This is a genomic window from Streptomyces sp. XD-27 (genome assembly GCF_030553055.1).
In the GTDB taxonomy this organism is placed as follows: domain Bacteria; phylum Actinomycetota; class Actinomycetes; order Streptomycetales; family Streptomycetaceae; genus Streptomyces.
The window spans coordinates 85,683-108,818 of the sequence record NZ_CP130713.1 but is presented as its reverse complement, the minus strand read 5'-3'; the positions used below and the strand labels follow the sequence as shown (position 1 = coordinate 108,818).

Genomic DNA, 23,136 nt, shown 5'->3' with positions numbered 1-23,136 from the left:
TTGATTCCCTCCACTAAGGATTGTCCCGCAATGATCTCCAGATGAGTGGGAGTCGGTCGCTGTGTGACGGTTGGCCTATCTGGAGAGGTTGAGGTTGTGCAGGCGGGCGACGCCGAGCAGGGCGGCGTACACCTCCTTGGCCTTCGCCAGATCGGCGACGGGGTGCAGCACGGTCTTGATTCCCTGGGTGGACGATCTGGTCATGGTCACTCCTGAGGTCGTGAACGTCGAGGGTGTCGGGGGCATCGGGGTCGTCGTGCCCCTGAAAATCAGGCTAGGCACGGACCCGGCGGCCGCCGCTTCTCGATTCCTGACGGGTCGCTCCTGACCGGTCGCCGTCACCCGGCGCCGCGCCGGAAGGCGGCCCGGTAGTGACTCGGGCGGCGCCCGGTGTGCCGGGCGAAGAGCGCGGCGAAGGTCGCCGGGTCCCGGTAGCCGACCGCGGCAGAGACGCCGGCGACGGTCCGGTCCGTGGACTCCAGGAGGTGGCGGGCGCGACGGACGCGCGAGGACTGCAGGTACTCGAGCGGACTGAGGCCGGTCTCGTCCGCGAAGCGCCGCAGCAGCGTGCGGGTGCTGACATGGAAGGTGTCCGACAGCGCGGCGAGGTCGTAGCGGGCGGTGAGGTGCTGATCGAGGTGGCGCATCACCCGGTGGGAGAACTCGTGTCCGGGCCGCGGCAGCAGCCTCGCGTCGACGTACGGAGTCTGCGACGTGCGCGCGTCGTCGACGAGCGCCACCCGCGCGGTGGTCCGCGCCACGCCGGCACCGCTGTGCCGGCGGATCAGCTCCAGAGCGAAGTCGTACATCGCGCTGAAGGCCGCCGTCGTCGTCACCCCCTGATCGGTGACGACCAGCCGCTCGGGCCGCACTTCGGCGTCCGGACAGCGCCGGGCCAGTTCGTCCGCGAACAGCCAGGACGTGGTGGCCCGGCGACCGTCGAGCAGCCCGGCCTCTGCGAGCAGGAACGCGCCGACGCACAGGGAGACCACGGCCCGGCCCTCGGCGGCGTGCGCGCGGATCGCCGCGATCTCCGCGGCGAGCTGCGCGAGCCTCGCGTCCAGGTCCAGGCCCGGCAGCAGCTCGAAGCCCGGCACCACCAGGACGTCGGCCTCGCGCAGCGGCGAGACGGCCAGTGCCGCGCCGCCCGATGCGGCGACACGACGCCGGGGCGAGACCACCGTCACCTCGTAGCCGGCCCGGTCCGGCCCCGCCACGTGCGTGGCCATCGTCAGCAGATCGGGCACGCCGAACACCTCGGACGCGAAGCAGCCCGGATAGGCGAGGACCGCGATCCGCAGCGCGCTCACATCCGCCTCCTCAAGCCCGGTCGACTGATGGCGAGATTACCTTCACCCATGGCGATACGGCCTCTGCCCCGGCGTGCGGGCGGCAGTCCACGCTGTCTCCATGACTGCAGCCGACGGACGTCTCGACGACGCGCTCACGGACTTCTCCCGCCGACTCGTGGAGGTGGACGGGGTGGTGAAGACGGTGTACGTCGCGGGCTCCGGCCCCGCCGTCGTGCTGATGCCGGAGATGCCCGGCATCAGCCCCGACGTACTGCGCCTCGCACGGTGGATACGGGACGCGGGCTTCACCGTCCACGTCCCCTCGCTGTTCGGGACCGACGGCGCGTACCCCACGGCCGAGCGCGGCAGGGAAGTGGTCCGCCGCGCCTGCGTCAGCGCCGAGTTCCGTGCCTTCGCCGGCGGCGGCACCAGCCCCGTCACGGCCTGGCTGCGCGGTCTGGCCCGCCAGGCCCATGCCGCCTGCGGCGGTCCGGGAGTCGGCACGATCGGCCTGTGCTTCACCGGCAACTTCGCCCTCACCATGGCGATCGAACCGTCCGTCGTCGCACCCGTGGTCAACCACCCGTCGCTGCCGCTGGACGACCCCGCCGGACTCGAGCTCGGCGACGAGGACGCCCGCGCCGTACGGGACCGCGTCACGCGCGACGGTCTGAAGGTCCTCGCCTACCGCTTCGAGGGCGACCGCTGGTGCACCGGCCAACGCTTCGCCGCCTACCGGGCGCTCCTCGGCGACGCCTTCGACGGCCGTGTCCTGTCGGACAGTTCGGCCCGCACCGACCCGCCGCCCTTCTTCCGCGACATGGTCGAGACGCCCCACAGTGTGGTCACCGCCCACCTGGTCGACGAGGCCGGGCATCCCACGGTCGAGGCCAGGGACGACATCCTGGCGTTCCTCGGGGAGCGCTTGAAGCCAAATGATTGACCCCTGGTTCTGTCATGTATGACCGATTTGGTACTGCGGTCCGCATCCCCGAAGATGCAAGGGTGCGTACATGCCAAGCCACTTAGTTCGCCGACTGTCGGGGGTGGCGCACTGACGTTTTCTCAGTGAAGTGACCAACGGACCTGTGGAAAACATGAGTTGGGCGGGCGGGGTCGGGGAAGCCCCGGCTGCAGACAGGCGTTGGACCCCTGGTAGGACGGTTCTCCCCACAAGATCGTCCGCTGCGAAAAGCCAGAGGCCCACGTTGGTCACCTATGTTGCTACGCTCGACGTCCCCCGCTACGTCGTGGAATACCTCGCCCGTCTGCTGGCCGCCCATCGCCGCCGGATCGGGACTCCGAGGAACTCACGCGCCTTGGGCCCGTACCGCCAAGCAGTGCTGGTCCTGCGCTGGTTCCGCGAACGCAGCTGCGTGCACTGCCTCGCCCGCGACGCTGGCATCTCCCAGGCAACCGGCTACCGCTACCTCCACGAAGGCATCGACGTCCTCGCTGGCCAGGCGCCGGACCTGCACGAGGTTCTCGGCCGCTGCCGAGGCGAGGGCATGACCCACGTGATCCTCGATGGCACGCTGATCGTCTCCGACCGCGTCGCCGGTCTCCGCGAGAACGGCAATGACCTCTGGTTCAGCCAGAAGCACAAGGCGTTCGGCGGCAACGTACAGTTCCTGGCCGCCCCTGACGGCACCCCGCTGTGGGTCTCCGACGCCGAACCCGGCTCCACCCCCGACATCACCGCCGCCCGCCTCCACGCATTCCCCGCCCTCTACAAGGCGGCGGCCGACGGTCTGCCCACCCTCGCAGACAAGGGCTACATCGGCGCCGGCATCGGCATCCTCGTCCCAATCCGTCGTCCGAAAGGCCAGTCGGAACAAGCCCTGCACGCCGACACACGAACCACGAACAACCTGATCAGAGGCATCCGAGCACTCGGAGAACGCGCAGCCGCCGAACTCAAACAGCGCTGGCGAGCCCTGCAGCGCGTCACCATCAGACCCAGCCGTAACGGCGAGAGACCCCGCCCCGCTCTGGACCTCAACGCAATCTGGAAGTGATCACCATTGAGAAAACCTCACTGACCTCTGGTGGCACCGTCGTCTTGCCGGATGGCGTGAGCCTGGATGAAAGAAGCGGCGACGCGCTGGTGAAATGATCTCGGCGTGACTTGTGTGATCACGGCGTCCGAGCCGTCCTGGATAGGCCCGTTCACTGGGCTGAGCCCGCGCTGCTTCGGCAAGTTGGTCACCGCGGTCCGGCGTGAGAGTGCCATGACGTTGCGGCGGGGGCGGCCATGGGGGCTTCCGTTGGAAGATCGCGTCCTACTGGTCGTGGCGTACTGGCGCACGAACTTGACAATGCGCCAGCTGGCCCCGCTGTTCGGAATCTCCAAGTCGGCTGCGGATCGCATCATTGACCGCCTCGGGCCCCTGCTCGCGTTTCAGCCGAGGAGGCGGTTCCGCAAGGACGCCGTGCTCATCGTGGACGGGACTCTCGTGCCCACCCGCGACCACACGATTGCCGAGCAATCGAAGAACTACCGCTATTCAACGGCCCATCAGGTGGTCATCGACGCCGACACCCGCCTGGTCGTGGTGGTCGGCCGGCCCCTGCCAGGCAACCGGCACGACTCCCGTGGCTGGGAGGAGTCCGGCGCCAAGGCCGCCGTCGGCAAGACAATGACCATCGCCGATGGCGGCTATCAGGGCACCGGACTGGCCATTCCACACCGCCGCCGCAAGGGCTAAGAACTCCCGCTCTGGAAGGAAGAGCACAACCGGTCGCACAAGCAGGTCCGCGCCCGCGTTGAGCACACGTTCGCCCGCATGAAGGGCTGGAAGATCCTGCGCGACTGCCGTCTCAAGGGCGATGGCGTCCATCACGCGATGCTTGGCATCGCCCGACTGCACAACCTCGCCCTCGCCGGATAGGCCAACGGGCGGCACCGCAGCCGACCTTGCCATCACCAGGTCCAAGATCAGTTACGGGACAAGCCTTAGTCTGCGGTGGCACCGAGTTCGTGGGTGGGGCCCCCGGTGCCGATGGACTAGTCGCAGATAGTCCAGCCGCTGGAGGGCGAACTGGGCCTGTACCTGGAGACTCTGACACTCTGCACTCCCGTGCACTAGCTGCCAGTACGTGGTCGCCGTAACGTACAGCGCGCTGTGGTCGTCGCTGAACCGGTGTCCCCGTTGGCTGGCGGACTTCGGCGACATCAAGTCACATCGCGCACTGCCCGCGCCTCAGCAAGGCTGCCGATTTGCCCAGAGCCAGTTCAGAAGCAGGTACGTAGGTGCGGTACAGAGAGTGCCGCAACTACTTACACCCGTGTGGGCTGAGTTTTTGGGGGACAACCCCACCCGGTTTCGGGGATTTCCCGGAGTTGCGGGGGTGTCCGCCGACCCTAGCGTGCAGGCATGCCAACTTCCCGACACATCAAGGCCCTTGCTGCGTGCGTGGCGGTGTTCGCCGCCACTGCGACGACCGCCTCCGCCTCCGCCGACCCGGACCCGTTCGCCCGCTTCCACGGCCAGCGCGTCGACTGGCACGCCTGCACCCTCGGCGCCGGCGACGAGCTCGGCAAGGAACTGGATGCCGCCGGCGCCGACTGCGCCGACATCACCGTGCCGCTCGACTACGCCGACCCCGGCGGTCGCACCATCACCGTCGCCATCTCCCGCCTGAAGGCCACCGACACTGCCCACCGCGTCGGCCCACTCCTGCTCAACGACGGGGGACCGGCCGGCCCCAGCCTCCGCATGCCAGTGACCAAGTCAAAGGTGATGGGAGACGCCGCCGACCGCTACGACCTGATCGGCATGGACCCGCGCTTCGTCGGCCGGAGCACCCCGCTGGACTGCGGCTGGGACCTCGGCTCCGCCCCCCTCCGCTCCGCGGGCGCCGAACCGGCGGCGTACCGCGAGGAGGTCGCCGTCGCGCGCGAGCTGGCCGGGCGGTGCAAGCGCGCCCACGGTGACGTGCTGCTGTACGTCACCACCCGCAACACCGCCCGCGACATGGACGTCATCCGCGTCGCCCTCGGCGAGGACACCCTCTCCTACCTCGGCTACTCCTACGGCAGTTACCTCGGCGAGGTCTACACCCAGCTCTTCCCCGGCCGCACCGACCGCATGGTGCTCGACGGCGTCAGTCTCCCGGAGCGCTACAGCCACACCATGCTGCGCGGCGCCGAGGCGGCCAACGAGGCGGCCCTGCGCGCGTGGGCGTCGTGGGCCGCCGCACGGCACGGCACCTACGGTCTCGGCGCCACGCGCGGCGAGGTCCTGGCGACGGTGCAGCACATCCTCGGCGCCGCTGCGGACGAGCCGCTGCGGATCGGGGAGGCGTACCTGCTGGACGAGCACGTGCTCCCCTTCGTCTTCATCGGCGGCCTCGGCAGCGACCTCGACGAACGGCGCGCCGCGCTGGCCAAGACCGTACGTCTCCTGGCGCGCGCCGCGGACCGGAAGCCGGTCGAGCCGTCCGAAGAGCTCGCCGGGCAACTGGAATTCCTGCTGACCAAGGCGGGCTCGGCCCCCGCCAGCCAGATGACCGCGATCATCTGCGGCGACGTGGCCGAGCGGCGCGGCGTCGGCAGCTACTGGCGCGCGGTCGAGGAGTCCCGCGAGCGGTTCCCCCTCGCCGGGCCGCTGGCCAACAACATCACCCCCTGCGAGTTCTGGGACCGGCCCGCCGAGGCGCCGACCGTGCTCGACAACGACATCCCGGCCCTGCTCGTCAACGCCACCGGCGACCCCCGCACCCTCTACGCCGGCGCCGAGGCCATGCGCGAGCAGTGGCCAAGCTCCCGGCTGCTCACCGTGGAGGGCGCCCGCCAGCACGGCCTGTACGGCGAGTACGGCAACGCCTGCGTCGACGAGCGCGTCAACGCCTACCTGCGCACGGGACGGCTCCCCGCGCACGACCTGACCTGCGAGGCGTAGCCCTGGCAGCGGTACCCGGCGTCGCGGGCGGTGCTGGCGTCGCCGGGGCGCACACACCGAGACCGGCCTTGGGGAACATCGGTACAGCGGTACCGGCGAGAACGATCAACTTGCCGTCGAACTTCGGGTCGACCGGCCTGGACGGCGGATGAATCCAGGGTCAGGGCACACACCGCTCCGTGTTGTCCGAGACCACCGCCCCGGACAGAGCACACGAGCTCCGAGTTCAGGAACAGGTACTGAGAACAAGGACTTCGCGGTATGGGCATGGGCACCGTCCGGAGACCGGGGAGCTGTTCTCACGGCAGCGGGGGATATCGAGGTCTGGTCGCTGGGCGACAGCGAGCCACGACGACTGCACAAGCTCGCCGCCCCGGCCGGTACACAAGGCGTGCTGTGGGGCGCTGACGACGTGATCGTCGCGGTAGGCGAGAAGGTGCTGCGGTTCCTGCGGGCCGACAACGGCGAAACCGTGGGCGACTATACGTTTCTTCGGGATGCGGACGCTGAGTTGCCGCTCCACGGGGACTATGTCTACGACCACTTCGATGGCAGAATCCTCGCACTCGACGATCACACCTGGTGTCTACCCGTCGAACCGGACATGGCGATCGCACCACCCGAGCGCCGTGCCGACGTCGAAGCGCACTTGGCCTGGATCGTCGACCGGCGCTTCGCCTGGCCGCTCCACTGGGGCCGGTTCGACATCTGGCCGGACGCACAGACAGCGGTCGCCAACCTCCGGACGACGTCACCGGACACCGGGGAACTGCGGCAGGCCGTCAGGGAGACAGCCGGATAAGCGACTGTCGCCCGGTCAATCAGGCGGACACAACGGCCAAGCACCGGCACATCACCAGCTGTTGCAGGAGCTGCAGGAGCTTGTCGAGCATGATCCGAACGTTGGTACGCGGGCGGTGGCAGCGCAGGGGCGGTCTGGGTGGTAGACCGGCTGCACGGGCAGCAGTGCCGAGAATTGGTCCCACAGTGATTCGGTCAGCCATATCAACAGGGCAGGCACAGGTCTCCCCGGGGATCACAGAGCGTCGCGACTTTATGATCATCAAGACCTGAGCCTGCGCTGCTCGCGAGCGCCCCTCCCCGTACCTATCTGCGCGGCCTCTAAGTTGTCAGTTCCCAGATTCTTGCGATCTTCCGGAGCGGGTCGTACTCGGGCTTCCTACGCAGGTCGGTATGACATGGGGATAGTCGCTCGCACGTGGGTCGGACCGCTCGCAGGCTGGGAATGAAAGCGCACGGGACGCTTGGGCGGTGGGGGAGGTGGCGGTGAGCGGGAGACCGCGGTTGCGGGTGGCCGGTGCGCTGGTGGGGGTCACCGCTTCGGTGCTGACGTGGGGGCTGGCCGTGGTGACGGTGGTGCTCGTTCCCGCGTGGTGGCCTCACCCAGCGGTGGTCGTTGTTGCGGGGCTGCTGCTTCTCGGTGTGGGGTTCGCGCTGATCGCTGTGTGCTTCATCCGTCTTGGTCCTTGGCACTTCGGGGTGGCGGCAATCGTGGAGTGTCTGCTGGCCGTGGGGTTGCTGATGTTTCTCGACCAGGCCGTGCTCGACGTGTGGGGCGAGCGGCTGGAGACCGTTGTCACCAAGGCCGTTCGGCATGAGAGGACCGCGCCGACGGGGAAGGTCACCGGAGTCTGGTGGGAGTGTTCGCTGGAGCGGCTCGACGGTACGGAACTCGAACGGAACCTCAGGGAGTCGGACTTCGTCCCGCTGGGGAGGCGTGCCCCGCCGGCGCGGAGGCAGGAGACCGGCTCGTGGTGTACGCGGTGCCCGGAGGGTTCGCCGCGCCGCAGACGAACGCCCCTGTCGGGGGTGTCTGGCTGGTTGTCGCGTTCACCGCTACCGCAACAGCAGCGGCGGCGACGTTCACGGCTGTCGGAATGACGCGCGCGGGTGCGCCGAAAGCGGGGTGGATCCTGCGTCTCATACGGGGCCGGGCAGAAGAATCGCCGCCGGCCCGCACCTGACGCAGGCGGCGTGCAGCAGCCGCATCGCAGGACAGGGTGTGCGATGTCGACCGCGGCTCGTGCATCCCCCAGGAAGCCCGCCGTGCTGTCCACGCGGCTGTCGGCTCGGGCGCTCGAAGGGCTTCCTGGCGGCACGGCCGGTCAGTCCCCGTCGTCGACCCACCTCTCGCCGCATCGTCGGCACCTGCCGCCCCACCATGGGGTATCCCAGTCCTGCTCGGTGACGACGTCGCTGACCGCCTCGCCGCACCGCCGACAGATCTGTGCGTAGTCGCAGGGCGTGGCCGTTCGGTTCGGGGTGACATAGTCCGGCCGCTGCGCCACCGGGAGGCAGCCCACTGCGACGAGGCGGTTCACGTGCCGGACCCACCCGAATTGGTGTCCGCACCGGACGCAGGCCACAACCCTCCGGCACGGATGAACCGTCAGCTTCTCGCGCCCGTACTCGTGCAGCACACCGGAACGCCGGAGCCGATCGCAGATGGGCCGGGGTCCAGGCCGAGGCCGGAACCCTTAGGACGGCCTGGTGGATCTGCTCGGTGATGGTCATGCCGACTGAGTACGACAGCCACCTCCCGCGCCGGGCGAGCCAGGCCACGAACTCGTGCGTCCCACCACCGGAATCGGTACGGATGAGTGTCTGGCGTCCGCGCCGGTGGTTCTTCGCCAGCTGAGCCAGAGCGAGTTGGGCGGTTTCGATGTGGTCGGCTGCGGTGTTGCTGCCCGCGTTGCCCGGTCGCAGCAGGGCTGCGACCGGCTCCCCGCTCCCGCCGCTGCCGTGGTCGACGAACGCCATCAGTGGGTGATGGCCATAGGTCTTCTTCCAAGTCGCGGCGGCGTCCTGCTTGTCGGAGTGGGCCAGGACCAGCACGCCATCCAGATCCACGATCACCTGACCGTCCGTACCCGGCGCCGCCGAACCGGCCATTTTCCCGACCTGTTCCCGGACTTCGGCGCGCGGACCGGACTGCCGTCAGGGCCTCGGCCCGGCCGCCGCGAGAGCATCGATCAGGCTGAGACGGTCGGATCGGAGGCCACCGGCCCGAACACGGCCGGCTCCGCCCGCAGCGTCCCGACATCGGCCAGGCAGTCCCCGCCCAGCGCGACCGCAAGAGCCACATCCAGAAGGATCTTCCCCGGATCATGCGCCGCCCGTTGCTTCCGCCGGCAACCCGTCGACGGCCGAGCTGCTGGCGCGGGTCCGGGAGGCGGATCTGGAGTTCCTTGCTCGCCAGGAAACGCGGTTCGACCAGGTGGTGGAGGTCGTGACGCCGCCCAGGTCCAGGGCCTACCACCCGCTCTTCCAGGTCCTGCTCGCGTTCCAGGTCGAGCCACCGCGGCTTCCCGAGGCGCCGGGTCTGACCGTACGCCATCGCGAACTGGCAACGGACACCGTCAAGTTCGACCTGACGTTCACCTTGACTGAACACCCGGAGAGCGGCAGTGGCGGCCCGGGCGGGATCACGGGCGGGATCGAGTACGCGGCCGACCTCTTTGGGGAGACGACGGCCCGTTGGCTGTTGGACGGCCTGGTCGCTCTGTTGCGGGCCGCGGTGGAGCAGCCGGACAGGCCCGTCGGGGCGGTGGAGCTCGCCGACCGGCCCGCCCCTGACCGGTCGGCGCCCGCGCACTGAACGGGCGCACCCCACCGCGCGCAAGGCCGTCCGCCCCCGGACCGGCCCCCACTGGCGGGGCGGCCCGAGGGCGGACGGGCCGACGGGTCAGACCGGCACCGGGGCCGCGACCGCCAGGGCGCTGTAACGACGGAAGCACCAGCCCTGGGCCGCGATCAGGACCAGGTTGACCACCGCCAGCGTGCCCCACAGTGCGGTGAGGCCGCCGCCGGCCGCCGCCGGTCCGGCCAAGACGGCCAACACGCCGTAGCAGGCCGCGAAGCAGAGCATGCTCGGCAGGGTCCGCCGGACACCGATCAGCCCGAAGCCGAACAGGGCCTGGAAGGCGTCCGCCAGGGTCGCCGCCAGCACGAGCGGCAGCAGGTCCACCAAGCCGTCCCGCACTCCGGGGTCCGTGCTGAACACCGCCAGCACGGGCCCGCGCGCCACCGTGAGCAGTCCGCCGAGCAACAGCACCGCCCCGGCGGCGACGACCAGCCCTGACACCGCCCCGGCCCGCACACCCGCCAGGTCATGCTCCTTCAGCCGCTCCGCCACCACCGGCACGAGGGCCTGCCCGACCGCCACGGCCGCGGTGAACATCAGGTTCACCAGCGACACCGCGACGCTGTGCACGGCGGCTGCCTCCGTGTTGATTCGGGTGGCTGAGAAGGCCAGCGCGCCCAGGACCGCGAACTTGATCAGTACGGTGGCGGCCAGCGGAATGCCGACCCGGGCCAGCCCGATCACCTGTGCTGGCTGCGGGCGCCCCAACCTCAGGGAGTGACCTGCCAGTTGTGGTGACCGTCGGAGCGCGACCTGCGCGACCACGGCGCTGATCGCACTGGAGGCCAGCATCGCGATCCCGGCGCCCGCCAGACCGAGGGAGGGCAGCGGACCGGGGCCGCCGACCAGGAGCAGCGACAGCACCACGGCCGACCCCGTGCCGGCCAGTCCGGCGCGCATCACCAGGTGGCCCCGGCCCAGCCCGATCAGGGCGGAGCCCGCCGTGGTCGACACCGCGGTCAACAAGGTGGCCGCCGCCAGCAGGACCGGGAACAGGCCGAGCTGATCGAGGGTGGCGTCCGGCACGCCCCCGACCCGGCCGATCCACGGCACCGCCGCGACCGCGACGGCGCCCAGACCACCGGTGGCCACGGCCAGCCACATCCCGTTGCGCAGGACCGAGACGAGCTGCGCCGGTTCGTCCTGGTGCTCCGTCACGAAGGGCATCACACCGCGTTGCGCGCCGGCGATCGCCGCGGTGGCCGGGCCGAAGACGGCCATGGTCACGGCGAGACCCGCCAATGCCGCGGTCTTGTGGTGGCCCAGGACGGCGGTGTCCACCACAGCGCCCGCCGAGGCCGAGATCATCGACAAGTAGAGCGGCAGCGCGGCCGCGGCGATCTGCCTGATCAGTGCCGCGGTCACTGGCCGCCCGTTGTTCGTTGTCACTGAAAGTGCTCCTGTCCGATCTTCGTGGATGTCCAACCCGGGTGCGTGGGCAGGGCCTTGGGCAGCGGGCCCGGCTGCGTGGCCCATCACGCCGCCGGTCGGGCGGTCCCACCGCTGGCGAGCGGCGCACCGGCTCCGGTCCGCGCGGCCGGAGCCGGTCGAGCTCAGCGTCGATGCGATCCGCCACCTCCTCGACCCGGTCGACGAGGGAGAGATGGCCGCCCGCGAAGGCGTGGCCGGTCATCGGCTGCCGGAACGCCCCGCACCAGCCGTCCGGCGAGGCCACCGGGTCGGCCAGGCTGCGGAAGACCGCGCCGCGGGTCCGGCGCAGCTGCGCGCCCGCGGTGGCCCGGTGGCCGTCGGCCACGGCGAAGTCGGCCCGCAGGACCCCGAGCAGGTAGTCGCGCAGCGACAGCCTCCCGACCGCGGCCGCCGCCGAACGCATGGACGAGCCGCTGATACGGCCCTGCCGAGCCGCCTGCGTGGTGCAGGACCAGCAGCTGCCGCGGTCCCCTCGGTGCCGACCCGGATCCGGGGGCGCTGACAGCTCGGCGCATCGGCGGTTCAACTCGGCCAGGGTCTCAAGGCCGTGCAGGACCTCGTCGGTGCCGATGCCGAAGTCGATGAGACAGCCGATCTCGTCGCCCCCGATCTCGGCCAGCGCCTCGATCAGCGGTAGTGCGTCCGCCGGCGAGCCAAGCAGGCAGCGATCGCGGGAGAAGTCCTGGTAGGCGAGTTCCAGCAGCTCCTCAAGTGCCTTGTCGCCGGTACTGTCGTCGGCCGGAGCGGCAGACTTGAGGCCGAACAGGCTGAGTGAGGAGCGCATGTAGGCCATGAGCGGGCCCCTGGCGAGGTTTAGGGCCCGCTGGCGGTCGGGCCCGAGATGGGTGTGCACCATGACGCAGACGCGTTCCCGCTCCATGCCGTGGCTGTGCGTGGTCAGGGCGTCGGTGTATCCGGCCAGGTTCTCCTCCAGTTCGTCCAGTGACTGACCGAGCAGATGGGTCAGCACCCCGGCACCCAGCTCCCCGGCCAGTGCATAGGTCTGTGGCGAGCCCGCCGCCGTGATCCACAGCGGCAACCCGCCGTGCCGAGGCGTTGGGTAGGTCCGGACGGGATAGCGGCGCCCCCCCCGGGGCCGGTGCGCTCGACGGCGGCACCGGACCAGAGCCGGAGCACCTCGCCGATCCCCCGGCGCATCTCTTCCTTGGCCTCGGCGAAGCGCTGTGGTGCGAGGGCGAAGTCCTGCGGATTCCACCCGGAGGCGAACGCCACCTCGGCCCGGCCGCCGGAGAGGCGGTCCACCACGGCCCATTCCTCGGCGACCCGCAGCGGATCGTGCAGCGGCAGCACCACGCTGCCGGCCCGCACCGCGACCCGGCGGGTGACCGCGGCGACCGCCGCCCCCGTGACCGCCGGGTTGGGGAAGGGCGCGCCGAACGGATGGAAGTGTCACTCCGGTGTCCAGACGGCCGAGAAGCCCTCGGCGTCGGCGAACCTGGACGCCTCGATGAGCAGCCGATACTGCTCGTCGGGGTCGTCCCCGTTGGCGAAGAAGAACAGGCTGAACCTCATACGTCCTCACTCGTGCCGTCGGTGTCCGGGCAGCCGTCGGCCCGCGCCTGCGGATCGAACACCAGCGCGTAGAGAGCGGTCCGGTACGCCGAGAGCAGCACCGCCGCGCCGGGGCCGTCGGCCCGGGACCGGGCGTGCACCCGGAACCCGTCAGCGCCGTCCACGACCGAGAAGTGCACGCGCACACCCGGCTGGAGCGGCTCGGGCCCCACCCAACGCGCCCCCTTCCCGCCGAAGGTGACGTCCTCGCCGTTGTCCCAGGCATAGCCGAACACCACGTCCGGTTCACAGGCGAGAGATGGATCCGCGGCCGCCACGTCCGCGTACGGCACGGGGCGGACGCTCCCGATCCGGTCGAGGGTGGCGAGCACGGCCGACAGGACGGCGCCGACCGGCTGCCCGGGACGGATCGCGACGGGCAGCGGCACGATGTCGGCGAACGCGCCGACGGACGTCTCCAGTCCGGCTGCGGCCCGGCCGTCCCACGGCAGGGCGATCCGCAGCTCGCCCCCCTCGGCCACGGCCGCGGCGATGGCGAAGGCGGTGAGCTGGACGGCGTACGGCGCGATCCCGTCCCGGGCGCAGGCCGACCGGATCGCGGCGTGCAGCTCCGGCCTCGGGGCCCATGGGGACTCGGTGTCCCTGCCGATGACCTCGCCCCCGGCTTCGGCCGACGCCCCGCTCGAATCCGCGAAGCCGGCCGGGGACCGGTCCCGGCCGCCCAGCAGGCCGCGCCACACCTCGGCGGCGTGCTTCGCCGGCACGCTGCCGGGCAGCTCGTGACGCCAGGTCGGCTGCCCTAGGAATCCCCGGTCCTCCGGGCCCAGGGGGCCCGGGTCCTGATAGGCGGTGGACAGATCGTGGCACAGGCTCAGCAGTCCGAGGCCGTCCAGTGCCAGCGGGTGCACGGTCAGGGCCAGGAGCGTGGGCCCGTCCTGCGGCGCGGAGAGCATCAGCCGCAGCAGCGGATCCCTGCGAGGGTCGGGCACGCGGGCCTGCGCCGAGCGGTGCAGCCAGGCCGGGCGGTTCGCGGGCTCGACGGACCGCCCGGGCGTCACTTCTGCGAGAAAGAGGTCGAGATCGTCGAGTGGGCGCACCCGCAGTGCGCTGCCGTCGGGTTCGGCGCACAGGCGAAGGGCCGGGTGGCGCCGCAGGACCGCCTCCAGCGCGAGGCGCAGCCGCCGGGGCTCCGGCGGGGTGGCGAGTTCCAGGACGAAGGTCTTGCTCCCCGCTGCCGCCCCCGGGTGGGCGAGGCGGCGCTCCGGGCGGCAGGACGGGCGGCGGTCCGTCGGCCGGCAGCTCCTGGAGCCGTCCGCCGTCGTGGGGACCGCCGAAGTCGCGTCCGCGAGCAGCCGGGCCACCTCCCCGGCGGTGCGGCAGCGGTAGAACTCCGCGACGGTGAGCTGCACCGCGAAGCGCAGGTAGGCGACGAGGTCGAGGTCCTTGAGCGGGCCGAGTATGGCGAGCCCCATGTCATGGGTGGACAGCTCGGCGCTGCCGGTGGCGCGCACGGCCTCCTCGACCCGCTGACCGAGCTGCGCCAGTGCGTCCTCGGTGACCGGGCGGCCCTGGCACGCCTTGCGCACGCCGGAGATGACCTTGTTGCGACTGAAGGGCTCGGTGACCCCGTTCCGCTTGATCACCATCAGTGACGCGGTCTCGGCGGTTGTGAACCGCCGGGAGCAGTCCGGGCACTGGCGGCGTCTTCGGATCGAGCAGCCGTCATCAGTGGTCCGGCTGTCGACGACGCGCGACCGGCGGCCCATCGCTGATCAGCGTCTGAGTGAACCGCTGCGCATGTCAGTCAGGGGGCACGGTGAGGTGTGGGCCGCGCGTGCCGGGCGGCGAGAACGCGGTCCACGCCGAGGTCGCCGCCCTTGCGAGCTGCACGCCGACCGTCTCCACCGGGGATACAACAAGGTGCTCATCCCGCCCGGACGCGCTGGCGTCATGCTGCGCTGGGCGACGCCCCGGCCGGTCTCCGAGGCGATGTTGCTGCACCACGTGGTCGATGTTCCGAAGGCTGTCGTCCGGGCACTGCCCGGGGACCCACGGAGACGAGACAGTGCTCGCCCCGGCGTGCCCAGCCGGTGGTCATCGGCCCAACGCGCCCGTTAGGCGTTATAACTCTCATTCTCCAGAAATGGACTCAGAGAAGGCTTCGCGTAGATACTGCAAGAACCCCCACAAGTTCCGCGCCACGACTTCGAGGCCAGAATCTTCCACCTCGTAGACGGAGCCGATCAGAGTGCCACCGGTTAGGCGATAGATCAGACCTTCTGAAGCACCGAGCGCGAACAGGGATCCCCCGCCGTCTGAGCCGAAAACGATGATCGGCTCATCAGCGGAGCCCGCTACCCTGGTTGGCTGATCTCCGTTCATGCCGTCGATTACCGACTCGGCTGCGTGAACGAAGAATCCGGAGCCCACATCAGGAAGTGACACCTCCGCTACTCGCGAATAGAAGGCGACCAGGTCCCCGACCTCCGCTTCCTTCAACACTGCAAGGTGCGATTTAGTATCGCTATCACCGGTAGCCTCGACAACCCTGTTCTCGCCCGGCGGGTAGCCGTATTTGCCTTCGAAAGTCCGAGTGAAACTCGCGGACAGCTGCGACATCGCCGCGATCCAGCTATCGAGGCTCTCTCCAGTAATAGTCACCATATCCCCTGTCTATTTGCTCGGCAAAGTCTTCTATTTCCGCGCGCGTAGCATTTGGGTTCGTATCCCGGAACCACTTCCATTGATTGGTTATTTCCTGGTGAACGTTGGCGCCACGCGACTTCATCCTACTGCCAGGAACCCCACGCATGTTGGATGGGGCATCGAAGTCGAAGTTAATGAACCCCGGGTGGTTCCGGTACTCCTGCGGGATGGCGTGATGGGCGTCCCAGTCGTCCGGCAATCGCTTCATGCCGTTACGGTGCAAAGACGCTTGGAACCTTCCCCTGTAGTTGCCTACATCGATCGTTGGCGCTTCAGGGGCTTTACCGGTGATAGAGGGGTCACGGGGGTGCGCCGCTCCTGGGCCATAACGAGGCGCCCCTGCGGGAGCCTTGCTGAACAGCCCCTTGAGGCCGCGCCAGGCGGGTCCGATGAGGGGAGCGAGCGCTCCGCCGACGGCGCCGAAGAGGAGGTCGCCTGAACTCAAGCGCACCCAGAACGCCTACAACGCCCTGTTCGGCTCCGATGACGCGCCCGTGCCGGCCCCGCCGCAGATGCAGCCACAGCTCCAGTCCACGGCCGAGCCGGGGCTGCCCGCCCGGGAGCAGGTCCACCAGGTGCTGACGCTCCTCACTGTTCCCGCCGCGCCCAAGCTGGTCAGCCTGGTTCACGAGGCCTTCTTCTCCGGCCCGTTGAACACCGCGCGACTGGCCGCCGTGCGCCGGGATGAGGAACGCTCCTTCCGCTCCTCGCCCTATGCACGCGCCTACTACATCTGCTCGGCCCTGACATCCGACCTGCTCGCCCCGGTCCGCGCTCTCCTCGCCCTCAGCACCTGGCCGTTGGAGCAACGCGTGGTGGGCCCGCTCACCCACCGTGTCCACTTCCTCACCTCGGCCCTGCGACTCGCGGAAGCCTCCCAGGCCCGCGCCGACGACTCCCTGCAGCAGGAGCCCGTCCGCCGACTCCTGCTGCACTACAACCGCAACATTCCCGGCTGCCCCACCAAGGGGCCGCTCGACCTGGACGCGCTGCGCCGCGCCGCCGCAGCCGAACTGGCAATCCACGCCGACGACGAAGCCGACACCCGCACCGAGACCGCCCGCCGCGCACAGCAACTCGCCGACGTGGAGCAGCTCTTCGGCCACACCCTGCGCAACGTCACTCGCCTGCACCGCACGTCCTGACCGCGCGCCGCGACCGCACCACCGCACCTTGATCCAAGGAAGAACCGTGAATTTGCTCGCCGCGCGACTGGACGCCCTGAGAGGATCCAGCCCCCCTGTCCCGCACACCGCCAAAACCCTGGCCGCGCTGACCGTCAACCCCGAATGTGACCGGCGCGCCCTGCTCGATGCGGCCGGCGTCGACAAGGACGCCCTCGCCGCGCACCTGAACCTGCCACGGCCGCTGTGCACATCCGCGATCGCCCTCGACCATGGCGCCGCCTTCGAACGCCGGGTCACCACCCAAGCCGGCGCCGAACTGGTGCAATTACTCCGCGAGACCCTCGACCTCACCCTGCCCGAGGTGTCATACGAGGACGTGAACGCCGTGGGCGGCCGTGAGCCGTCATCGCTGCCGCTGCGCCACTCCCACACCCGTAATCTCATCCTCGGCGCGGCCCGTGACAAAACACGCGCCCGCACTCTGCTCGACCACCCCGTGCTGCGCCTGACCGTCGCCGGCCACCCCGTCTACCTGGAACCCGACATCGTCGCCTTCCAGCACCACGAGACCTTCCACATCGTGGAGATTGAATCCTTCCCGGTCATCGACGGCCAAGCCGATCCCGCCAAAGTCGCCGCGGCGCTGACCCAGGCCGCGGCCTACGTCCTGGCCCTGCGCGAGCTCCTGGCCGAGGGGGGCCTCCCACCCGAGCGCGTCTCCAACCGTGTGGTCCTGGTCAATCCCCGCGACTTCTCCCACCGCCCCACCGCGACCCTCGCCGACGCGGCCCAGAAGATCAAATCGCTCAGTTGGCATCTCGGCCGGCTCCGCCGCCTGCCTGACCTGCTCGACCAGCTGCCCCCCAGTACCACCTTCGACCTGGCCCCGGATCGCGAGGCGAACCCGACGCGGCCCCGCGAGGAACTCGCCGCAGCACTGTCTGCCCCCCGTGCGCACTACAGCCCCGGCTGCCTGCATCACTGCGAACTGGCCCACTTCTGCCGTAACGAAGCACGCCACCAAGGCCGGACCGAAGTCCTGGGCACCACGGTCCGCGACGACGTCGCAGGCATCGACGACATCGCCCTGGCACTGGCCCTTACCGACGGCCACCAGCACCCCTCACGGGACCGGTCCGACATCACCCAGGCGCTCCGCCACGCGCAACGTGTCCATGCCGACTTCCTGGCAGGCACGACATGAGCTTGCTCACCACCCTGCTGCGGATGCGCGCCGCTGCCACCGGCAACGCCCTGCCCACCAGTCGGCTTCGCCACCTGCATCTGAGCGACCGGCCCCTGATGCTGCTGCCCCTGAAGCAATCGGGCACAGCGGCCAGGCCCCTGGCCGTCATGCTCGGCACCGACCCCGCCCGCCCCGAACTCTTCCTCGCGCCGCCGACGGGCAGCACCACCCCCATGCTCACCTCCCTCGCCTCGAGGGTCACCGCCTACATCGAAGAACACCAGCGGCGTCATGAGCACCTGCCCGCCACCTCCACCAGGCCGGCACGGCAGCGCTTCCTCGACGCCCCGCAACTCCTGGTGCCCAACCCCCATGCCGTGGCCTACTTGAACACTCTCGGACGCGACCTGCGGCTGCGTCCTGTTGACGGCGGCTCCGTCGACTCCTGCTCGGTGCGGCGCCTGGGCCAGTGGCTGACCTTCTTCGCCGGCCGCGCCGAGCTCCCCGGCACATCCGCCCTCATCCCCCTGACCGGCTTTCTCGCCATGCACTGGGTCACTGGGCAAAGCCCCCTTGAAGACGAGGACGTGGCCACCCTGCTGGCGTGGATCGACCCATCCCGCCACACCGCCAGCGGCCATCACCCCGCACTGGCAGCGGAAGACCCCGCCACCCACCGCTCGGCCGGCCCGGCCACCGATCCGGCTTTCGACACCGACTACCTGGCTCCCCTTTTCCATGCCTATCGCGCCGGTCCGCGCGAGCAGGCCCGCTGCCTGAACGACCTCCGCATCCTCCTGGCTCACTACATGCAACCGACCTGGGAACGCATGTGGCAGGCCTACACCCTTCTGCAGGCTCTGCCCGAGGCTGACGGCACCCGGCGCCGATGGAAACGGGAACGCACCGAGTTCACCGACATGACCGCCTACCTCGCCCAAGACAGGCGCCCCCAGCGCGCCCGCGACGATGCCGTCGCCGCCGCCATCGGCCTGGCTCGCAGGGAGCACGCCGCCGCGGCCTTCGCCGCCGAACGAGCCCTCGATGACCCCTTCACCCGCGCCGAACTGCGCACCACCGGAGAAGCCTTCGGCGGCACCGTCACCACCGTCGATGCCGACCACCTCGTGTACGGAAGCAGTAAACGAGCCCAATGGCGCCCCCGCTTCACCGTCTCAACCACCGATCCGCTGCGCCTGGAACCCGGCCAGATCCTGGCCTGCCACACCCACCGCGACGCCCGCTACACGGTCCGGGCGATCACCCCCCGCGACAGCGACACCTTCGTCGACCTCGAAATCACCGCCGGCATGGGCACCCCGGCCCGCCCCCGCCACACCGTCCTCCCCGACACCGGCGCCTTCCTCGTGTGCACCCTCGCCCCCGACCACTACCACCGGATGCCGCAATTCCCGCTGCCCGATCAGATTCCATGGACCCACGCAGGCCCTCCGCACCCACCCCCAGAGCGACAACGAGCAAAAGCGGCACCCCACTCGCCCCCGCCATCGCCGCACCACCAGGAAGACCACGCGCAACGCGCGATCGTGGAGCAACTGCCCACGCTCACCCACCCCGGGCTGGTGGTCGACGCACCGCCTGGCGCCGGTAAAACCACCCTGGTCATCCACGCCGCGCAGACCCTCGCGCACCACGGCGCCCCCTGCATCGTCATCACCCAGACCAACACCCAGGCCGACGACCTCGTACGACGCTTGGCCCACTCCCGCCTGCCAACAGCTCGGCTCACCGCAGCGAACCACACAGTCCCACCCGACATGCTGGCACTGCCCGGCGTACGCGTCGGCCACCGCATCGAAAGCCTGAAAACGGCCCACGTCGTCGTGGGTACCGCCATGAAATGGGCCACCGTCCACGACCGCCGGTGGCCATGGGCCATCATCGACGAGGCCTACCAGATGCGCTCCGACGCACTCTTGCGTACCGGCCACCTCTTCGACCAAGCCCTCTTCGTGGGCGACCCCGGACAGCTCGACCCGTTCTCCACGATCAGGACTCACCGCTGGGTCGGCCTGCCCCACGACCCCATGAACAGTGCGGTCGCCGTCCTTCTCGCCCAAAACCGCGACCTGCCCGTACACACCCTGAGCACGTCCTGGCGCCTGCCGCCCACCGCCGTCCCCCTGATCCGCGACGCCTTCTACACCTTCACCCCCTTCGAAGCCGCGAGCCACCAGACGGAGCGGACCCTCACCTTCACAGCGATGGGCAGGCGCACTCCCGTCGACAAGGCCCTCGAGACTGCCGCCCGAACCGGATGGGCCCTGCTGGAACTGCCCGCCCGCATCACCCACCGCATCGACGCCGAAGCCTTCCACACCGCCCTGGAGACAGCCGCCGGGCTGCTTCACCGGCAAACCACGGCATCCTGCGACAACCACCCTCAAGGACGCGTCCTGGAACCCCGCGACCTGGCCATCGGCGTCGCCCACCGCAGCCAGGCCCACTACATCAACGAGCTCCTGGCACGCCACTACCCGCGACTGCACGGCGTCACCGTCGACACCGCCAACCGGCTCCAAGGCCGCGAATTCAGCGTCACCATCGTGCTGCACCCGCTCTCCGGCCGCTGGGACGCCTCCGCCTTCCACCTGGAAGCCGGCCGCCTGTGCGTCCTCGCATCCCGCCACCGTCACGCCTGCATCGTCATCACCCGCGCCGGTATCGCCCCACTTCTGGACGCCCACCCATCCAACGACCCCGTCCACCTCGGAGTCACCTCGAAGACCCCCGACGGCTGGGAAGCCCATCACGCGGTCCTCGCCCACCTCGCCCAGCACACCGTGCGGACCTAGAAACACAAAGAACCCCCATGCCCCCTGCGCGCCCGAGTTGTCCACCTCGGGCCCGCTCCCGAGGGACTGCGATGAGAAGCCCCAGATCACGTCGGTTCCCCCTCCCGCAGGTGCTGTAGCTCCCCTTGGGGCGCCGGGCCGGGACTCCAGGACGCCCGCGCGCAGGCTGAGCAGGGTCAGCACTTCGCTTATCTCACGGGCAATCTCTTCGTAGGCCAGCCGCTGGGCCTTCTCGGCGTGCAGGAACGCCTCCCAGTCTCCGCATGGTCGGCGCGGCTGCGGAGGCTGAGCAGCAGCCGGCGGCGGGAGCGCACGAACATGCCCCAGCCCCACCTGCCTCACCAGCAATTTGATTGCGCCTCCAGACTGGCTGGCCACCTTCGAGGTCATAGTTCATTTTTGACCTATGACCCTTGGAGTGATGTGCTTGTCGGTGTGAGGACTGCCGTAACCCGCATGACCCGCCCGACGGTTGAAGTACTGCGCTTGCTGTTGCTGGTGCCGGCGGATGATCCGCTGTGGGGAGCGAGGATCAGTGAGCTGGCTGATCTGGGGAAGAGCACGGTTTCGCAGATCCTGGCCCGGCTTACTGTGCTGGGCTGGGTCACGCTTCGCGAGGAGGAAGGGCCGCATCCGGGTCGCCCGGCGCGGGTGTTCCACACGATGTCGCCGGAAGGGCGTCGCCACGCCGAGGCGGCGCTGGCCGCGCGGGATGCACGCCGCCAGCGCCGGGCTGTCAATCCGGTCACGATCGAGGCGTCAATGCCCCCTTCGCAGCAGCCGGCTGGGCACATGCGGGATAGGGCCGGCGATCCAGGGGCGGTGATCGAGCAGGCCACACAGCACGCGCCCGGCGCGCAGCACCTCACTCCGGAGTCCGACACGTTTCCAGCGCAGCCCGCGCCCAAGATGGCTGGTCACTGGCCGATCCGCTTCCCGTCCCCCGACACACTGCGCCGCCCCGCGATGGCCCCTTTGCCAGAAGCCCCCACTGAAGACCGGGTGACAGTGCATGCCGGAGCCGATACACCCGCCCGGGAGGCCGACGACGTCCCCGAGCATCTGGCTGCGCTCACAGAAGCGCTCACCACACTGAACGTCGTCAACCGGAGCCTCACCAGGGACGTCTTCACCCGAGCCGCTGCCGAATCGGCCCACGCACTGCAGTACGAGAAGCTCGTGCGGTCCATCATCATGCAGAGCAGCGATCTCCGTCGCAGAACACAGCGCGCCCCCCACGCACGGCCAGGCAGTAAAGCCGGCGGCTGAACTTGTCGCGCTTCCTGGGCGTAATCCATTCCTGATCTACGGTTGAACTCGTTTTCGCACTGGCCGTTGATGACGAGCCAGAACTGACATGAGCGACGAATTCCCATGTCATCTCCGTGACGACCACCACGATTCGAGGGCTGATTCAGTCCTACGCGAGGTCGTCGGCCCACAACAGCCCTTCCAACGGGTCCCACCACTGGTGGCCGACGCGCTCACGGTCGCCGGGCACGGTGTGACCGGGCCTGGTGGTGATGAGTCCGCCCCTACGCCGCGGCAGTGAGGAAGGCCGGGAGTGCGGCGGAGCTGGCTGACTGGCGCAGAGGGGCTCCTGTACCTCGGCGGCGTGTTCGGTGACGGTGGCGCAAGCGCGGCAGACATCGGCCAGGCGCCACATCCGGCCTGCGTGCTCGCGTGCGAGGAGCAGGCGTACCTGCCCGTCGCAGCCGCGGTGCCGGGGATGCCACCGGCAGCCGTGTTTCCCGCACTGGCAGATCCGCCAGTACTGCGCGAGCGTCTCGACGCGGGCGTGCTGCGCGAGGTGGGCCACCACGGCTTTGCGCGCCGTCGTCGCGGTACCGGACGTGGTCTGGCCGCAGGCCGGGCAGACCACGACCGCTCCGCCCGGTCCGGGGCGGACCTCGACGGTCCAGATGCGCTGTGCCGGGGGTGTGGTCGTGCCGGACCTCATCGGTCGTCATCCTCCGCGGGATCTGTGATGGCCGGCCGCGTGCCGGGGTGCGGCGGGGTGGGGGAGTGGCGGGCGACGGGACACGGTAGTGCAGACCTCTGCCCTGCCCAGAAGGGCGTGTCGCGCAAATAGGGCAGAGGTCTGCACTGTCAGGGCAGGGGTCTGCACCGTGCGATGGGTGGGTGACGATCTTCCCGCCCGACCCCAATCTCGGCGCGCTCCGCCTGGAGCTGTCACGGCTGCGGGCGGAGCGCGGATGGAGCTATGACGAACTCGCTGCCCGCAGTGGCCTGTCCCGCCGTACGCTGATCGAACTCGAGCAGGGCCGTACGACCGGAAGCCTGGCTACCTGGCATGCCCTCGCCCACACCTTCGGGGTTCCCATCGACCGGCTCCTGGGCGCCCTCTGCGAGGGTCACACCCCGCCGCTGCCACCCACTCGCTGACATCCGGCAGTACCCCTTTCCGGCAGCCGCGGTGGCTGTGAAGCTTCACCCGAATCAGTACCCGTAATCAA

General features: G+C 69.8%; 17 protein-coding genes and 7 pseudogenes. 12 read left to right on the top strand and 12 right to left on the bottom strand.

The window, feature by feature from the left end; all coding sequences use genetic code 11:
• Positions 1-75: 75 nt before the first annotated feature.
• Positions 76-204: a hypothetical protein gene (locus Q3Y56_RS00390; protein ID WP_304460010.1), complete on the bottom strand. Its 129-nt coding sequence runs from the start codon at positions 202-204 to the stop codon at positions 76-78.
• 134 nt (positions 205-338) lie between these two features.
• Positions 339-1,310: a GlxA family transcriptional regulator gene (locus Q3Y56_RS00385; protein ID WP_304460009.1), complete on the bottom strand. Its 972-nt coding sequence runs from the start codon at positions 1,308-1,310 to the stop codon at positions 339-341.
• Between the two features lie 100 nt (positions 1,311-1,410).
• Between Q3Y56_RS00385 and Q3Y56_RS00380 the strand changes: the two genes are divergently transcribed.
• The 5 genes and pseudogenes from Q3Y56_RS00380 to Q3Y56_RS00360 all read left to right on the top strand — a co-directional run bounded on the left by Q3Y56_RS00380 (position 1,411) and on the right by Q3Y56_RS00360 (position 6,998).
• Positions 1,411-2,235, top strand: coding sequence for a dienelactone hydrolase family protein (locus Q3Y56_RS00380; RefSeq protein ID WP_304460008.1), 825 nt, complete (start codon positions 1,411-1,413; stop codon positions 2,233-2,235).
• A gap of 265 nt (positions 2,236-2,500) precedes the next feature.
• Positions 2,501-3,310: a transposase family protein gene (locus Q3Y56_RS00375; protein ID WP_304460007.1), complete on the top strand. Its 810-nt coding sequence runs from the start codon at positions 2,501-2,503 to the stop codon at positions 3,308-3,310.
• A 105-nt stretch (positions 3,311-3,415) separates the two neighbouring features.
• Positions 3,416-4,183: pseudogene (locus Q3Y56_RS00370) on the top strand (transposase).
• 486 nt (positions 4,184-4,669) lie between these two features.
• Positions 4,670-6,196 carry an alpha/beta hydrolase gene (locus tag Q3Y56_RS00365; protein WP_304460006.1) on the top strand — a complete coding sequence of 509 codons (1,527 nt, stop codon included), beginning with the start codon at positions 4,670-4,672 and terminating at the stop codon, positions 6,194-6,196.
• 412 nt (positions 6,197-6,608) lie between these two features.
• On the top strand, positions 6,609-6,998 hold the full coding sequence (locus Q3Y56_RS00360) for a hypothetical protein (protein WP_304460005.1): 390 nt from the start codon (positions 6,609-6,611) through the stop codon (positions 6,996-6,998).
• 64 nt (positions 6,999-7,062) lie between these two features.
• On the opposite strand, the pseudogene Q3Y56_RS00355 reads toward Q3Y56_RS00360, so the two are convergent.
• Positions 7,063-7,217, bottom strand: a pseudogene (locus Q3Y56_RS00355) (IS5/IS1182 family transposase); the annotation flags it as partial.
• 251 nt (positions 7,218-7,468) lie between these two features.
• Between Q3Y56_RS00355 and Q3Y56_RS00350 the strand changes: the two are divergent.
• The gene (locus Q3Y56_RS00350) at positions 7,469-8,098 is read left to right on the top strand and encodes a hypothetical protein (RefSeq protein WP_304460004.1); all 630 of its coding nucleotides are present in this window, start codon (positions 7,469-7,471) and stop codon (positions 8,096-8,098) included.
• 573 nt (positions 8,099-8,671) lie between these two features.
• Here Q3Y56_RS00350 and Q3Y56_RS00345 read toward each other — a convergent pair.
• Positions 8,672-9,345 (bottom strand): annotated as a pseudogene (locus Q3Y56_RS00345) (transposase); the annotation flags it as partial.
• Between the two features lie 20 nt (positions 9,346-9,365).
• On the opposite strand from Q3Y56_RS00345, the pseudogene Q3Y56_RS00340 reads away from it, so the two are divergent.
• Positions 9,366-9,815, top strand: a pseudogene (locus Q3Y56_RS00340) (condensation domain-containing protein); the annotation flags it as partial.
• A gap of 87 nt (positions 9,816-9,902) precedes the next feature.
• On the opposite strand, the gene Q3Y56_RS00335 reads toward Q3Y56_RS00340, so the two are convergent.
• The 6 genes and pseudogenes from Q3Y56_RS00335 to Q3Y56_RS00310 form a co-directional block, all read right to left on the bottom strand.
• Entirely contained in the window at positions 9,903-11,249 is a 1,347-nt protein-coding gene (locus Q3Y56_RS00335) for an MATE family efflux transporter (RefSeq protein WP_304460003.1), read from the bottom strand.
• Positions 11,250-12,254: 1,005 nt separating this feature from the next.
• Positions 12,255-12,641, bottom strand: a pseudogene (locus tag Q3Y56_RS00330) (LLM class flavin-dependent oxidoreductase); the annotation flags it as partial.
• Between the two features lie 60 nt (positions 12,642-12,701).
• Positions 12,702-12,824: a hypothetical protein gene (locus Q3Y56_RS00325; protein WP_304460002.1), complete on the bottom strand. Its 123-nt coding sequence runs from the start codon at positions 12,822-12,824 to the stop codon at positions 12,702-12,704.
• Positions 12,821-14,185, bottom strand: a complete 1,365-nt coding sequence (locus tag Q3Y56_RS00320) for a condensation domain-containing protein (RefSeq protein WP_304465418.1) — start codon at positions 14,183-14,185, stop codon at positions 12,821-12,823. Before Q3Y56_RS00320 ends, Q3Y56_RS00325 begins: the two co-directional genes overlap by 4 nt.
• A 48-nt stretch (positions 14,186-14,233) precedes the next feature.
• Positions 14,234-14,590: pseudogene (locus tag Q3Y56_RS00315) on the bottom strand (ATP cone domain-containing protein); the annotation flags it as partial.
• A 364-nt stretch (positions 14,591-14,954) separates the two neighbouring features.
• A complete protein-coding gene (locus tag Q3Y56_RS00310) occupies positions 14,955-15,488 on the bottom strand; it encodes a hypothetical protein (protein ID WP_304460001.1) in 534 nt (177 codons plus the stop codon).
• Between the two features lie 431 nt (positions 15,489-15,919).
• Between Q3Y56_RS00310 and Q3Y56_RS00305 the strand changes: the two genes are divergently transcribed.
• From Q3Y56_RS00305 to Q3Y56_RS00295, 3 genes are read left to right on the top strand one after another with little or no spacing between them, the layout of a single operon-like run.
• Positions 15,920-16,675: a hypothetical protein gene (locus tag Q3Y56_RS00305; RefSeq protein WP_304460000.1), complete on the top strand. Its 756-nt coding sequence runs from the start codon at positions 15,920-15,922 to the stop codon at positions 16,673-16,675.
• Positions 16,676-16,721: 46 nt separating this feature from the next.
• Positions 16,722-17,861 (top strand): hypothetical protein, encoded by a 1,140-nt coding sequence (locus Q3Y56_RS00300; RefSeq protein ID WP_304459999.1) that lies wholly within the window; start codon positions 16,722-16,724, stop codon positions 17,859-17,861.
• A complete protein-coding gene (locus Q3Y56_RS00295; protein WP_304459998.1) occupies positions 17,858-20,659 on the top strand; it encodes an AAA family ATPase in 2,802 nt (933 codons plus the stop codon). Before Q3Y56_RS00300 ends, Q3Y56_RS00295 begins: the two co-directional genes overlap by 4 nt.
• 123 nt (positions 20,660-20,782) lie before the next feature.
• On the opposite strand, the pseudogene Q3Y56_RS00290 reads toward Q3Y56_RS00295, so the two are convergent.
• Positions 20,783-20,988, bottom strand: a pseudogene (locus tag Q3Y56_RS00290) (sensor histidine kinase); the annotation flags it as partial.
• Positions 20,989-21,115: 127 nt separating this feature from the next.
• Here Q3Y56_RS00290 and Q3Y56_RS00285 point away from each other — a divergent pair.
• Positions 21,116-21,928 (top strand): hypothetical protein, encoded by an 813-nt coding sequence (locus Q3Y56_RS00285; protein ID WP_304459997.1) that lies wholly within the window; start codon positions 21,116-21,118, stop codon positions 21,926-21,928.
• A gap of 151 nt (positions 21,929-22,079) precedes the next feature.
• On the opposite strand, the gene Q3Y56_RS00280 is transcribed toward Q3Y56_RS00285, so the two are convergent.
• On the bottom strand, positions 22,080-22,619 hold the full coding sequence (locus Q3Y56_RS00280; RefSeq protein WP_304459996.1) for a hypothetical protein: 540 nt from the start codon (positions 22,617-22,619) through the stop codon (positions 22,080-22,082).
• Positions 22,620-22,801: 182 nt separating this feature from the next.
• On the opposite strand from Q3Y56_RS00280, the gene Q3Y56_RS00275 reads away from it, so the two are divergent.
• The gene (locus Q3Y56_RS00275) at positions 22,802-23,065 is read left to right on the top strand and encodes a helix-turn-helix transcriptional regulator (RefSeq protein WP_304459995.1); all 264 of its coding nucleotides are present in this window, start codon (positions 22,802-22,804) and stop codon (positions 23,063-23,065) included.
• Positions 23,066-23,136: the final 71 nt, after the last annotated feature.

Bases quoted from the DNA above. Each gene is read 5' to 3' on its own strand.
- Q3Y56_RS00390 (WP_304460010.1), bottom strand. From the start codon at position 204: ATGACCAGATCGTCCACCCAGGGAATCAAGACCGTGCTGCACCCCGTC.
- Q3Y56_RS00365 (WP_304460006.1), top strand. From the start codon at position 4,670: ATGCCAACTTCCCGACACATCAAGGCCCTTGCTGCGTGCGTGGCGGTG.
- Q3Y56_RS00305 (WP_304460000.1), top strand. From the start codon at position 15,920: ATGAGGGGAGCGAGCGCTCCGCCGACGGCGCCGAAGAGGAGGTCGCCT.
- Q3Y56_RS00295 (WP_304459998.1), top strand. From the start codon at position 17,858: ATGAGCTTGCTCACCACCCTGCTGCGGATGCGCGCCGCTGCCACCGGC.
- Q3Y56_RS00285 (WP_304459997.1), top strand. From the start codon at position 21,116: ATGACCCGCCCGACGGTTGAAGTACTGCGCTTGCTGTTGCTGGTGCCG.
- Q3Y56_RS00380 (WP_304460008.1), top strand. From the start codon at position 1,411: ATGACTGCAGCCGACGGACGTCTCGACGACGCGCTCACGGACTTCTCC.
- Q3Y56_RS00325 (WP_304460002.1), bottom strand. From the start codon at position 12,824: ATGAGGTTCAGCCTGTTCTTCTTCGCCAACGGGGACGACCCCGACGAG.
- Q3Y56_RS00280 (WP_304459996.1), bottom strand. From the start codon at position 22,619: ATGAGGTCCGGCACGACCACACCCCCGGCACAGCGCATCTGGACCGTC.
- Q3Y56_RS00310 (WP_304460001.1), bottom strand. From the start codon at position 15,488: ATGGTGACTATTACTGGAGAGAGCCTCGATAGCTGGATCGCGGCGATG.